Origin of the sequence: Pseudoduganella lutea (genome assembly GCF_004209755.1) — a bacterium.
In the GTDB taxonomy this organism is placed as follows: domain Bacteria; phylum Pseudomonadota; class Gammaproteobacteria; order Burkholderiales; family Burkholderiaceae_D; genus Rugamonas; species Rugamonas lutea.
This window is the reverse complement of sequence record NZ_CP035913.1, coordinates 366,294-379,912: the sequence shown is the minus strand read 5'-3', so window position 1 is coordinate 379,912 and position 13,619 is coordinate 366,294. Positions and strand designations below refer to the sequence as shown.

The 13,619-nt window shown below is 64.9% G+C and carries 11 protein-coding genes; 7 read left to right on the top strand and 4 right to left on the bottom strand.

Annotated features, from left to right (window positions below; translation table 11 throughout):
- Positions 1-29 precede the first annotated feature (29 nt).
- The gene (locus EWM63_RS01580) at positions 30-1,478 is read right to left on the bottom strand and encodes a methyl-accepting chemotaxis protein (RefSeq protein ID WP_165390716.1); all 1,449 of its coding nucleotides are present in this window, start codon (positions 1,476-1,478) and stop codon (positions 30-32) included.
- 500 nt (positions 1,479-1,978) lie between these two features.
- On the opposite strand from EWM63_RS01580, the gene EWM63_RS01575 reads away from it, so the two are divergent.
- Positions 1,979-2,620, top strand: a complete 642-nt coding sequence (locus tag EWM63_RS01575) for a hydrolase (RefSeq protein ID WP_130184981.1) — start codon at positions 1,979-1,981, stop codon at positions 2,618-2,620.
- Between the two features lie 22 nt (positions 2,621-2,642).
- On the opposite strand, the gene EWM63_RS01570 is transcribed toward EWM63_RS01575, so the two are convergent.
- On the bottom strand, positions 2,643-3,656 hold the full coding sequence (locus tag EWM63_RS01570) for a helix-turn-helix domain-containing protein (RefSeq protein WP_130184980.1): 1,014 nt from the start codon (positions 3,654-3,656) through the stop codon (positions 2,643-2,645).
- A 274-nt stretch (positions 3,657-3,930) separates the two neighbouring features.
- Between EWM63_RS01570 and EWM63_RS01565 the strand changes: the two genes are divergently transcribed.
- Together EWM63_RS01565 and EWM63_RS01560 are read left to right on the top strand one after the other, a co-directional pair.
- Entirely contained in the window at positions 3,931-4,827 is an 897-nt protein-coding gene (locus EWM63_RS01565; protein WP_130184979.1) for a LysR family transcriptional regulator, read from the top strand.
- Between the two features lie 178 nt (positions 4,828-5,005).
- A complete protein-coding gene (locus tag EWM63_RS01560) occupies positions 5,006-5,908 on the top strand; it encodes a pirin family protein (RefSeq protein WP_130184978.1) in 903 nt (300 codons plus the stop codon).
- 22 nt (positions 5,909-5,930) lie between these two features.
- Here the strand turns inward: EWM63_RS01560 and EWM63_RS01555 are convergent, their stop codons facing one another.
- Positions 5,931-7,304, bottom strand: coding sequence for an alginate export family protein (locus tag EWM63_RS01555; protein WP_165390715.1), 1,374 nt, complete (start codon positions 7,302-7,304; stop codon positions 5,931-5,933).
- Positions 7,305-7,327: 23 nt separating this feature from the next.
- Entirely contained in the window at positions 7,328-9,100 is a 1,773-nt protein-coding gene (locus tag EWM63_RS01550; protein ID WP_130184976.1) for an amidohydrolase, read from the bottom strand.
- Positions 9,101-9,342: 242 nt separating this feature from the next.
- On the opposite strand from EWM63_RS01550, the gene EWM63_RS01545 reads away from it, so the two are divergent.
- The 4 genes from EWM63_RS01545 (at position 9,343) to EWM63_RS01530 (ending at position 13,412) form a co-directional block, all read left to right on the top strand.
- Complete coding sequence (locus EWM63_RS01545) at positions 9,343-9,645, top strand: ArsR/SmtB family transcription factor (protein ID WP_130184975.1); 303 nt, start codon at positions 9,343-9,345, stop codon at positions 9,643-9,645.
- Between the two features lie 70 nt (positions 9,646-9,715).
- Positions 9,716-10,711 carry a zinc-dependent alcohol dehydrogenase family protein gene (locus tag EWM63_RS01540; RefSeq protein ID WP_130184974.1) on the top strand — a complete coding sequence of 332 codons (996 nt, stop codon included), beginning with the start codon at positions 9,716-9,718 and terminating at the stop codon, positions 10,709-10,711.
- 403 nt (positions 10,712-11,114) lie between these two features.
- Entirely contained in the window at positions 11,115-12,695 is a 1,581-nt protein-coding gene (locus EWM63_RS01535) for an isocitrate lyase (protein WP_130184973.1), read from the top strand.
- Between the two features lie 105 nt (positions 12,696-12,800).
- Positions 12,801-13,412, top strand: coding sequence for a 3-hydroxyacyl-CoA dehydrogenase NAD-binding domain-containing protein (locus EWM63_RS01530; protein WP_130184972.1), 612 nt, complete (start codon positions 12,801-12,803; stop codon positions 13,410-13,412).
- Positions 13,413-13,619: the final 207 nt, after the last annotated feature.

The following is a 13,619-nucleotide window of genomic DNA, read 5'->3' as shown; positions in this document are numbered from 1 at the left end:
CCGTCATGCGGCGCGGCGACAGGCCTGCATCAGCGTGGGCTGGCCGCACTGGCAGGGAGACCCGCCTCCAGCTTGAATGCGGCCACCAGGTGGTTCAGGTGTCGCGCCTGATCCGCCAGTGCTTCGGCCGCGGCGGCGTCTTCTTCGACCAGCGCGGCGTTGTGCTGCGTGTTCTCGCCGAAATCGATGATTGCATGATTGATGCGTTCGATGCCTTCGTTCTGGTCCTGGTTGGCGGTACTGATCTCGGACATGATCGCCGTCACGCGCTGCACGCTTTCCACCACTTCGAGCATCGTCGTTCCCGCCTTGTCGATCATCTGGGTGCCGCCTTCCACCGTGCGCACGGTATTGGTGATCAGCGCGTTGATTTCCTTGGCCGCCGATGCGGACCGGTGTGCAAGGTTGCGCACTTCGGCCGCGACCACGGCGAAGCCGCGCCCCTGTTCGCCCGCGCGCGCCGCCTCCACGGCGGCGTTCAGCGCAAGGATGTTCGTCTGGAAGGCGATGCCGTCGATGACGCTGATGATGTCCACGATCTGGCGCGACGAGGCGTTGATGTCGCCCATGGTGTTGACCACTTCCTTGACCGCTTCGCCGCCCTTGATCGCGACGGCGGATGCCGCCTGTGCGAGCTCATTGGCATTGCGCGCGCTTTCGGCATTCTGGCGGACCGTCGCGGCAAGACGCGCCATCGCGGACGCCGTCGTTTCGACGCTGCTGGCCTGGTGCTCCGTGCGCCGCGACAGTTCTGCATTGCCCTCGGCGATTTCGCCCGACGCACCGGCAATGGTCGCGGCGCCATCGCGTACGCCTGCAATGGTCTCCCGCATCGTGACCAGCATGTGCACCAGTGACCGGGCCAGCCGGCTGCGGGGATTGGCAGCGGGAACCGACAGGTCGATCCGGCCTTCGATATCGGCGAGCGCCGACACGATGCTTTCCAGTTCGCCGGCCTGGTAAGCCGCGCGGCGCAGGATCGTTGCCAGGAAAATCAGGACCGCCGATTCCACCACCACGTAGGCGGCATGGATGAAGACGGTCGACAGTTGCGGGCGCGTGAAACACATCACGCCGTAATTCAACTCCTGCAGGTAATGGAACGACAGGTGGTGGATCGCGATCACCGCGGCGGCCAGCACGATCGGGCGCCAGTCGCGGTAGGCAAGCAGGAAGGCCAGGTAGACGAAGATGCCGAAGTGCAGTTCGGTCAGGCCGGCGCCTTGGTGGATATTGAGCGCGGCGAACACCATCACCGCGACCGCAACGGCGCAGCGCGTGGCCAGCGATCCCGGCGCGTAGACGAACAGCAAAGTAGGCAGGCCGGCGGCCACGAGGCCGATGCCCAGCGCGATGCCGAGGGTATCGTTCAGGCCGGCCAGCGCCAGCGAGAACACCTGCAGTGCCCACAGGACGCACAGCATCATCTTGTCGGCCTGGACAGCGATTGCCTGCAATGGATCGGTTCGGTTGATCATGTTGGACTCCGCTTGCATGGAAGAGACCCGTGGCGGGACGCGGCGATGGCAAGCTGAAACGGTGGACGATGTTCGGCGAATTCGGGGCCAGGCGATGGTTGCCGCGTCGTGGCGGCACATGCGGAACGGGGTTCCTCATCGGACGGTGGCAAATGCGGATAGGGGATCTGCAGCCGCGCGAATCACATGCGGGAGCGCCGATTGTAGCGTCATTCCAGGGGCCTGGTTTCGTTGATTGCATCGATAGTTGCTAACAGGCTACATCTTCTTTCCTTGCGGATGCCGGAAACGCCATGCCGCGCAGCAGGCCGAGCGGTTGCACGGAATCTCGGGTGCCCACTGCGAGCGTCCCGTGATCAATTCAGACTATCCAGCGCAAGACGGGTCAGTGCCACGCGCGCCTTGCCATGGCACCATCTTTTCGTCACGGACAGGCGCCACCGCCTGGACCCAGGCTTCCCGCAACGGCGCACGAGTGCCACATCCTCAAGGAGCTTTCCATGTCAAAGACCGGTCTTCCCGCACTGCTTCGTCCCGAAGACAGCATCGTCGTGCTCATCGACCACCAGCCTTACCAGTTCGCGAACCTGCACAGCCATGAGCCGACCATGATCGTCAACAACGTCGTCGGCCTGGCCAAGGCCACGAAGGTCTTTGGCGTCCCGACCATCCTGACCACGGTGATCGAAGAGCGCGGCGGCAACCTGATCAAGGGATTGCAGGATGTGTTCCCCGACCAGAGGCCGATCAACCGTACCTTCATCAACACCTGGCAAGACCCCAATGTCACCGACGTCGTGAAAAGGAGCGGCCGCAAGCAGCTCATCCTGGCGGCGCTGTGGACCGAGATCTGCCTTGCCATGCCGGCGATCCAGGCGCTGGGCGAAGGCTACGACGTGTTCATCGTGACCGATGCGTCGGGCGGGGTGTCGACCGAGGCGCACGACATGGCCGTGCGCCGGCTGGTGCAGGCCGGCGCCGTGCCGATCACCTGGATGGCGGTCATCTCCGAGTGGCAGCGCGACTGGGCACGCGAGGAAACCGCCGCCGAGCTCTCGAACGTCGTGCTGGAGCACGGCGGCGCGAGCGGTGTTGCGTTTGCCTGGGAACTGCAACTGCTGCAGACGGCGGCGCGGGCCTGAGCCGGACCGGGCCGGGCCGGGCTCAGCCGAGACGATCCCTGCGCCAGGCTGACGGTGTCGCGCCTGTCAGCTTGCGGAACGTCCGGCCGAAGTGCACGGCGTCCGCAAAACCGGTAGCTTCGGCCACATCCTCGAGCGACCCGCGGGTCTCGAGCAGCAGCGCCTTGGCTCGGGCAATGCGCGCCTGCAGCTGCCACTGGTAGGGCGCCAGGCCGGTGGAGGCCTTGAAGGCCCGGTGGTAATGGGATTGCGACAGCCCGGCAAGGTTCGCCAGCGTGGCCAGCTCCACCCTGGAAGGGAGGCTTGTTTCCAGGAAGCCCAGCGCATCGCTCAGCTGCAACGGTGACAATTTGGCCGGACCCCTGGCAGGCGACCGGTTGCCGCGAAGGAGACGGATGCCGATCGAGGTCACCAGTGCGTCGCCATACAGCTGCGCGGACGGATCCGGATCGCGCACCGCGTCCGCCAGCAGATTGAGGAGCATGTAGATGCCATCGTCGGTGAACCGGTGCCGCGGCTCGGCTGCAAGGCCGTGCCGTCCGTCGATCGCGCAGCGCTCGGCGAGCGCGCCGATGTCGAAGCACAGGTTGATATCCCGGACATAGCGAACGTCGTCGCTGTATCCCCACAGCTCGGTGCCGGCGGGCGTGAAGCACATCTGGCGCGGTTTGTGGTCGATCGGACAGGGCAGATCGCCGCGCAGCCGCGGCTCGCTGCGGCCTTCGCCGACTTCATCAAGGAGCATGCCCAGCCGCGACTGGTCGGCGTGCTCCAGCCGGTGCAATACCCTTCCGGTACCGAAGAACTCGGTGATCACGACGTCGACACCATTCCAGGTGCGATCGACGCTCGCCACGTTGAACAGGTTCTCCGGCAGGGTGTCCCGGTTTGCCGCGAGAGGCACTGGAGAAAGGCATTCTCCAGGTATGGTCGCCTCGTCGGGGAAAACGCGGCGCGCGCCGAAGCCGGGCGGCACGCCTCGCGTGCAATGGCCGGGTTCGGCCAGAAGGGAGTCTCGGCCGTCATAACAGGTCATTGTCGGCATCCTTCATCGGTGAGTGGCTGGGTTGTACCGGACGCGTGCGAAAGCTGGCGTTGCCGGAAACATAATTTTCGTGTTCCGCTTCCCGCACCGGTAGTGCCATGTGCCGGCACGCTGTGTCGCGTATTGCGCAACACGGCGATCGTCCCCGAGTCCTTGCACCAGCCGGCGGCGCCGAAATAGCGTTCAGATAAACCACCACCTTGCGGCATGATGCCAGCATGGACGTACCACGATCAATCGTTGCCAGACCCGGGGGCTGAAGAAATTGGATATCGAAGAATTGCAGACATTCGTGGAAGTTGCCGATGCCGGTGGCATTTCGCCCGCCGCGCTACGGCTCGGCGTTTCCAAGTCGATCGTAAGCCGGCGGCTCGCCCGCCTCGAAAGCCACCTGGGTGTGCAACTGCTGTCGCGCACGACCCGTGGCGCGGCGCTCACGGAAGCGGGCGCCATGTTCCGCGACCACGCGGCCAAGGCCTGTGCCGAGATCGGCCTGGCCAGGGAAATGCTCTCGCCAGCGGGGGAACTCCAGGGGCGCCTGCGCATTGCGGCGCCGTTGACCTTCGGGCCCACCCATTTCGCGCCCGTCCTGGCGGAAATGGCGCGACGCCACCCGCAGCTGCACATCCATACCTGCTACAGCGACCAGGTGGTCGATCTCATCAAGGATGGCTACGATTGCGCGATCCGCGTCGGCTGGCTGCCGGATTCCAATATGGTGGCGCGCAAGGTCGGGCCGATCTACGGGGCGACCGTGGCCAGCCCCGGCTATATCGAGGCCCACGGGGCGCCGGACACACCGGCCGAATTGCTCGGGCACGAAGCGCTCATGCAGGGCACCGAGTCGTGGAACTTCATGGATGGCGACGACATCGTCACGATTCGTCCGCAGGGCCGTTTCAAGGCGGATAACGGCGTGGCGCTGGCCGCCGCCGCCGCGGCCGGGCTGGGCATCGCCTATCTCCCCAACCCCCTTACCCATCAATACGTGAGCACCGGCGCACTCGTCCCCGTCATGACGCGGTATCCCCCGCCACCCGCGGGTGCCTACGTGCTCCGGCCGCCGGGCCAGCATCCGGCCAGGAAGATCCGGGTCCTGGCCGAGCTGCTGATCGAGTATTTCGAACAGCTGCCGCCGGCCACGGGTGGCGCGCTCGGTTGATCCGCGCCGGCTGGCGGGCTCCTGGGCGAGGGCGGTGTTGCGCTTGCCGCGACATGGCTGCACCGTGGCTGCAACTACCCCGGAGGAGGCAGGCCAGCTATATTTTTGCCCAGCGCGCCGCATCCGCCGGCCCACTATCCACAGCAGCGGCGACGCGCCACTCTTCCAAGGAACCCTCATGCACCCAGTCAGTGAACTTCCAGTATCTTCGACCACCAACCGGCGCAGCGTGACCCACCGGACCCACGGCATCACGCACGGCCCCATCACCCGCCTGATGAGCCCATCGGACCTCGGCCACGTGCTCAAGCCCTTTGTCTTTCTCGACCTGTTCGACCTGGACCTGCACGACCCGCGTGGCGGACTGACGATCCATCCCCACTCGGGACTGGCGACGATCACCGTCGTCGTCGAGGGCGACCTGCGTTTCGACGACCCGGCGGATGGTACCGGCCACCTCGGGTTCGGCGGCTTTGAATGGATGTGTGCCGGCAACGGGGTATGGCACGGCAAGGAACTGTCGGGTGGCACGTCGCCGAGAGCCCGGGGATTCCAGCTGTGGATTGCCCTGCCGCCCGAACTCGAGCACTCGCCTGCCGACAGCCAGTACGTGGAAGCGCAACACGTTCCCGGCGCGGGTCCGGCACGCGTCATCCTTGGCAGCTACGAGGGAGCGCGCAGCCCGGCACGTTCGCCCGATGGAGTCACCTACCTGCTGGTGAAGCTTGCCGCGGGAACGACCTGGACATTCACGCCGCCCGAAACCCAGCCGGTGGCCTGGCTCGCCGTCGCCAGCGGCATGCTGACAGGCGAAACACGGGCGGGCGCGGGAGAAATGCTGGTGTTCGAGCAATCGGCGCAGCCGATCACGCTGGAGGCAGGGTGCGCCAGCGATACATTGTTCGTCATCGGGTCCGCTGCGCCCCATCCGCACGATCTCCACTTGGGAAATTATTCGGTACACACGTCGGCCGAATCCCTGGCAGCGGGGGAGGGGAACATCGAACGCCTCCGGCTGCTGTTGCTGGAGGCGGGCGATCGCCGCAACGCCGGCGGCAGTATTCCGGTGTTTCGCGGCTAGTGCGTGCCGTTGCCCAGGTCGTCTAGAAGCGGTACTGGACGCTGGTGCTGACGAAGCCCAGCGCCTCCCCGGCGCCCGTTTCGCGCAGAAACGCGCCAGGCCGGCCGTAGGCCAGCACTGTCGTTGCGGACCAGCCAGGGGCAGGCGTCCAGGTGGTGCCGACCGATGCGATGGTCGCCACATAGCGGGCGCGGCTATCGCCGGCCCCCCGGATCAGCATGCCATTGGGTGCATACACCCCGTCGCGCGTGCTGTGGCGCCAGAAGAAGTCGAGGCTGGCGTTCAGCTGTAGCTTCGGGGCGAGCCGCCAGGTAAGCAGCGGGTGAATGTTGAAGAAGTTCCGGGGCCCGAGCGTCGCTTCGTCGCCGAAGTAATTGCCGCGCGGGTAGAGGGGATTGAGGGTGCCCAGGCGATCGTCGCCGGGATCCTTGTCGCCGCTGGCGACGGCAAGCAGCAGCGCGGCACGTGGCTGGCCGGCCACGCCCTTGAACGTGTAGCCGGTATCCGTGGCCAGTGACCAGGCGTGGATCCTGGCGATGCCGAAACGTCCGCCCTGCATGGCCAGTTCCCAGTTCCAGTCCCAGGCATCGCTGCGCCCGAACAGCCGGGTGCCGAGCGACCAGCGGCGTTCGTGCGCCGTGCCCTGGTCGAAGCGCGCAGTGGCGTCTTCGTAGTGCAGTGCGTAGACATCCCAGGAGGCGAGGGCGCCGGTGCGGGTCGCGTAGATGCCGCGCAGCGCCTGGGTCGACGAACGCGCGTCATCGAAGCTGCCCTGGCGGTTCAGCCGTGGCGCCGCGGCGAACAGGTCGATACGCCAGGGCCCACCGGTCGCATACGCGCGGACGGCCTCGAAACTGCGCCGTACGTTCGGGCCCTCGCGGGCGTCGATCGCGCGCCCGGCGCCGAACTGCAGCTCCTGGATGCCGGCACGCAGTCCGAAGCTGCCTGCGCCGTCCCGGGTCGCTTGCCATTCGACAAACAGGTTGGTGGGATCGAGCCGGTTTTCGTCGACCGGGGACGGGCCCGCGGCGCGGCCGTTGGCGGTGGAGCTGGCCAGCTGCGCGAAGGCGCGCCAGTGCGGGCCGAACCGCAGGTCGGCGAAGACGGACGCGCGCTGCATCAGCACCCCCCACCGGTCCTGGCGCTCCAGTCCGTAGCGGGGATTGTCGGCGTACTCGTGGCGCAAGCGCAGGTCGCCGCCGACAGACAGGCGCACATTGGAGAGCAGTCGATGCGCGGCGACCGGCCGGTCCTTCCAGCATGCGGCACCCTTGTCATCCTCGCCGCATCGCTGGCGCTGGGCGCCGGCATCGTCGTCGAAGCGCAGTGGATGAAACTGCGCCAGCGCGGTGCCGGCGCCCAGCAGCAAGGTAGCGCCCAGCCATGCCGCGTGCACGCGCATCCAAAGTGGCGGCGGCCTCACCGGGCGTGGTGATAGCCGCCGAAGTGCCCGATCGGCGACCAGGCGGGCAGGATCGCGGGCAACGCGGGCGACAGCGACTGGTAGTCCTGCGCACCGTACACCACCCGGCCATCCATCACGGTCAGGAGCGAGACGATCGATGCGATCTGGGCTTCCGGTACCGAGAAGTAGTCCTTGTCCAGCACGGCGAAGTCGGCAAGCTGGCCGGGCGCGATCATGCCCAGCTCCGATTCGGCATGCATGAACCACGCCGCCTTGCGCGTAAACAGTCCGAGCGCTTCGGCACGCGACAGGCGGTTGTCCCTGGCCAGTACCTCGGACCCCGAGACGGACTTGCCCGACACCATCCAGCTGATGCCGACCCACGGATTGAACGATGCCGCCCGGAAGGCGTCGGTCGTCATGGCCATGGGAATGCCGCTGTCGACCAGCTGGCGCAGGCGCGGCGTCTGCAATGCCTTGTCGCGGCCGTGGGTCTTGATGAAGCCGTCGGCGTGCAGCGCCATCTTGGTGTCGAGCGCGATACCGCCACCCAGCGCCTTGACCCTGGCGATGTTCGCGGGACTGATGGTTTCGGCATGTTCGAGGCTCCAGCGCAGGCCGTCCAGCGGTGTTTTTTCGTTCAGTTTTTCCAGCGCGTCGAGGAACGGCGTGATGTTCTCGTCGTAGGTGATGTGCAGGCGGAAGGGGATGCGCCGCTGGACCAGCTTGGCCACGTCGCGCTCCACCAGTTCGCGCATCTTCGCCGGCTCGATGATGACGGCCGGACGGTCGAAGTTCTCGTGGTCGTGGACCTCCGCCGCCAGCAGTTCGCCGGCGCCGCGGTAGACGAAACCGTGCGCCAGTGCCGGGTGCAGGTTGTGGCCGGGACTGATTGGCGCGGTGCTGGTGATCGCCGCGATCTGGGCATCCACCATGTTGGTGCCGTCGTCGCCGAACTGGATGTCCACGAAAGGCATGCGGATGTTGAGGCGGTTGTCGCGCGCGACGGCGTCGACGGTCGGGTTGGCCTTGGGGTAGCCGCGGAAACCCGTGCCCGCGTCGACGATGGAGGTGATGCCGACGCGGTTAAGGCTGTGAACGGTCTGGACCAGCGAACTCACGCCCTCGTCGAAGGACAACTGGGGCACCATGCTCTCGATGACGATGAACTGGAACGTGTAGGCATGGATCACGCCCGTGTACCTGCCCTGGGCGTCTTTTTCCAGCTCGGTGCCGGGCAGCAGCGGAAACGTGCTGGTGCCAACGCCAAGGGCTTCCATCGCCTGCTGGTTCATGAAGGCGCGGTTGTAGGCGTACTGCACGATCAGCGGACGATCCGGGACCGCCGCGCGCAGTTCTTCCAGGGTGGGGAAGCGCTTTTCCTCGAACTGATAGGGAGACCAGCCGCCAACCACCTTCACCCAGTGGCCTAGCGGTGTCCGCCTGGCTTGCTCGCCCAGCATCGCCAGCGCCCGGCGCAAGGTCGGCACGCCGTCCCATCGCAGGGTGTAGTTGTAGCCACCTTCGTTGAGCACGTGGGTGTGCGCGTCGATGATGCCCGGGATGATCCGCCGGCCACGGGAATCGATGACCCGGGTGCCGGCGTTTTTCAGGGCCAGCACCTCGGTATCCGAGCCGACGGAATAGACGCGGCCGTTCTTGACGGCCAGCGCGGAGGCTGCCGGTTGGGCCGGGTTGCCGGTGAAAATCCTGGCGTTGTGGACGATCAGGTCCGCGCCAGCCGCTTCCCTCACGGTTTGTGCATGGGCGGCGGTCAAGCCGTTCATCACCAGTAATCCAATCAGTAATATCGATTTCACTGCCATTCCCCATGTGAGTCATTCGAAAGGACACCAGCGGTGCGCGCTGGATGACAGCATGGTAGTGAGCCGGGTCCGCGCGGTCACTGATCGATCCTGCTGCGGGCAGCACGATTTGCTCGTGGGGGCAGGGCGCCGGGCCAGCCCTTCAGGCGGGAATATCGCAGCATGGGTATTGAAATATCGGGAAATGTCGATATAATCGGGTCATGGACCTCCTCGAAATATTCAAAGCCCTTTCCAATCGCACGCGTCTCGATATCCTGAGGCGGTTGAAGGACCCCGTGAACAATTTTCCTCCGCAAGACGAGGGGGACGTGAACACGGTGGGCGTTTGTGTCAGCAGCATCCAGGAGGGTGTCGGATTGTCGCAATCCACGGTTTCCGACTATCTCTCCACCTTGCAGAAGGCTGGCCTGGTGGAAGTCCAGCGTATTGGCCAGTGGACGTACTACAAGCGCAACGAAGGAGCCATCAGCGCTCTTGCCGAACGCATTGGCAAGACTCTCTAGGTCTCCGCTGTTTCTTTATCCGTTTATATCGAGAATTCTCGATATCCCTTTTTAACGAAATGAGGATCCCATGAAAGCTGTCACACTCAACAGTTTTGGCGGTACCGATGCATTCATCCTGCGCGAGGTGCCCAAACCGGTACCCGGACCGGGCCAGGTGCTCGTGCGTGTCCATGCGACATCGATCAATCCCCTGGACTACCAGGTAAGGCGCGGCGACTACCCGGACCTGGTGCAACTACCGGCCATCACCGGCCACGACGTGTCCGGCGTGGTGGAGGAAGTCGGGCCAGGCGTCACGGCATTCGCCCCGGGCGACGAGGTCTGGTACACACCCCAGATCTTCGAAGGTCCCGGGAGCTATGCGGAGTACCACGTGGCCGCCGAAAATATCATCGGGAAGAAACCCGCTTCGCTGAGTCATCTTGAAGCTGCAAGCCTGACCCTGGTCGGGGGAACAGCCTGGGAAGCGCTCGTGGTGCGTGCGGCACTCCGGGTAGGGGAAACGGTCCTGGTGCATGGCGGCGCGGGCGGCGTCGGCCACGTGGCGATCCAGGTCGCCAAGGCCATCGGTGCGCGGGTCATCACCACCGTGCGCGAGGCGAACTTCGACTTCGCACGCAGCATGGGAGCCGATGTCGTGATCGATTACGAGGCCGAAGACTATGTCGACGCCGTGATGCGTGAAACGGGAGGCCGGGGCGTCGATGTCGTGTTCGATACGATCGGCGGCGACACCCTGTCGCGCAGTCCCGACGTCCTGGCACAGCTTGGGCGAGTCGTTTCGATCGTCGATATCGCGCGTCCACAGAACCTCGTCCAGGCCTGGGGCAAGAATGCGAGTTACCACTTCGTGTTCACCCGGCAGAACCGGGGCAAGCTCGATGAACTGAGCGCGCTGGTCGAACGCGGCCAGCTCAAGCCATATGTCGGGGCGACCTACACACTGGCAGACATTCCCCTTGCCCATGCCCGCCTTGAAAGCCGGGATAACGGCCTGCGTGGAAAAGTCGCGATCGCCGTCGTCCCGACAGCGGAGCCGGACATTCGACAAGCCCGGCCATGAACACGGGCCGATAACGCCATGCATCCATGATGGCCTGCAGGGCATGGCGCCGCCGAGCCGGTTGTCGGCGGCCGCCGGTTCTTGCTCGTTTGTCTTGCAGGTCGGCAAGATTCGAGGAGGTATATTCGCAGCAAATTTCACGGAATCGAATTTGATTGCACATGGTGAAATGCAGAACGACTTTTTTAGGCCCGCCGTTTGCAATCCGCAGAATGATCTCCCGCATTATGAAACGTATTATGTAGGCTATTGATAAATAACATAAAAAATAGTCCGCAACTCTTATATAAGACATAAGAGGACAAGCGGCATTGGCCTTATGATGGATCCAACGAACAGCGGTTTTCTCGACAAGAGTTCAACGGCAAACAACCAGTTTCGATTCATCCTAAAGGAGCATCACATGTCCCACTACCAGAACGATATCCAGGCCATTTCCAACCTGAAGCAACAGCAGGGCAGCGCCTGGGATGCCATCAGCCCCGAGTCCGCGGCACGCATGCGCGCGCAGAACCGTTTCCAGACCGGCCTCGATATCGCCCGCTACACGGCCGGCATCATGCGCCGCGACATGGCCGCCTACGATGCGGACCCGTCGCAGTACACGCAGTCGCTGGGTTGCTGGCACGGCTTCATCGGCCAGCAGAAAATGATCTCCATCAAGAAGCACTTCAACAGCACGGACCGCCGTTACCTGTACCTGTCGGGCTGGATGATCGCCGCCCTGCGTTCGGAATTCGGCCCGCTGCCGGATCAGTCGATGCACGAGAAGACCGCCGTGTCCGCGCTGATCCGCGAGCTGTACACGTTCCTGCGCCAGGCCGATGCGCGTGAACTCGGCGGCCTGTTCCGCCAGCTCGACGCCGCCGAAGGCCCGGCGCGCGCCGCCATCCAGGACAAGATCGACAATTTCGTCACCCACGTGGTGCCGATCATTGCCGACATCGATGCCGGCTTCGGCAATGCCGAGGCAACCTACCTGCTGGCCAAGCAGATGATCGAAGCGGGCGCCTGCTGCATCCAGCTGGAAAACCAGGTGTCGGATGAGAAGCAGTGCGGTCACCAGGACGGCAAGGTCACCGTGCCGCACGAGGATTTCCTCGCCAAGATCCGCGCCGTGCGCTATGCCTTCCTGGAGCTGGGCGTGGACGACGGCGTCATCGTGGCGCGCACCGACTCGCTCGGCGCCGGCCTGACGAAGCAGATCGCCTACACCCGCGAGCCGGGCGACCTGGGCGACCAGTACAACAGCTTCCTCGACGTGGAAGAAATCGCGGCCGATGACCTGGCCAACGGCGACGTGGTGCTCAAGCGCGAAGGCAAGCTGCTGCGCCCGAAACGCCTGCCGAGCAACCTGTTCCAGTTCCGCGCCGGCACCGGCGAGGCGCGTTGCGTGCTCGACTGCATCACCTCGCTGCAGAACGGCGCCGACCTGCTGTGGATCGAAACCGAAAAGCCGCACATCGCCCAGATCGGCGGCATGGTCAGCGAGATCCGCAAGGTCATCCCGAACGCCAAGCTGGTGTACAACAACAGCCCGTCGTTCAACTGGACGCTGAACTTCCGCCAGCAGGTGTTCGACGGCATGAAGGAACGCGGTGAAGACGTGTCGGCCTACGAGCGTTCGCAGCTGATGAGCGCCGAGTACGACAACACCGACCTGGCACGCGAAGCCGATGAGCGGATCCGCACCTTCCAGGCGGACGCCGCGCGCGAAGCCGGCATCTTCCATCACCTGATCACGCTGCCGACCTACCATACGGCCGCGCTGTCGACGGACAACCTCGCCAAGGAATACTTCGGCGACCAGGGCATGCTCGGCTACGTGGCCGGCGTGCAGCGCAAGGAAATCCGCCAGGGCATCGCCTGCGTCAAGCACCAGAACATGTCGGGTTCCGACCTGGGCGACGACCACAAGGAATACTTCAGCGGCGAGGCGGCGCTGAAAGCAGCCGGCAAGGACAACACGATGAACCAGTTCTGACAGGCGTTCCGCTTCGGGCGGCCATGGCGGCCCGATGCTTTCGCCAGGATCCGGCAAGACCGTTGCGCCTTGTCGGATCCTGGCGCCATACAACAAGGAAGGAACATGAGTAAATTGAACTGTGCTCCCGCTGCCACGGACCACATCGCACACGATGCGCCGCGCGCGATCGGCCGGGTCGGCATCATGGGCGCGACCGCCACCAGCGCCGGTATCGTCATCGACCTGCTCGATGCCGACATCCCCGTGACGGTCTACGACCTCACACGGGATTCGCTCGGCGATGTGTTCGCATCGGTACGCTCGCGTTACGAGCAGTCGGTGGCCGCAGGTGAAACCACGGCCCACCAGCGCGACCTTCGCATGGCGCTGCTGGCCACCACGGTCAACCTGCATCACCTGAAGGACTGCGATGTCATCATCGACGCCCTGGGCACCGACAACGACGCCCGGGCTGGGCTGGTCCGGCGGCTGAATGAAGTAGTCAAGCCGGATGCCGTGGTGCTGACGTGCCCGTCGAACCTCGATGTGTACGCCATCGCGAACTACGCGCGGCACCTGGGCAACGTGCTCGGCATGCAATTGCCGGCCGCCACGGACGTCATGCAATCGTGGGAGTTCGTGCCCGCGAAAGCCACGTCGGCCCGCACACTGGCCACCGCCACCGCGTTGGCCCGCAGCGTGAACCGGTCGTCTGCCATGGTCGCCGGCCACTAGTACCACACCCCCATCCGCGCGCCGGCTCCCGCCAGCGCGCGTCTCTCCGCAGTGCCGGCGCCTCGCAGGCGCCGGCCTCTTCCAGCAGCCGGATCGGTTGACAGCCGCCGCCCCGCATCCCGAGCCTGGAAAACAACCCATCCGTATGCCATGCGGGACAAGCGGTCCGCCTCCCACTATAGTGTTCTCTTGGTGTCATCCCCAACC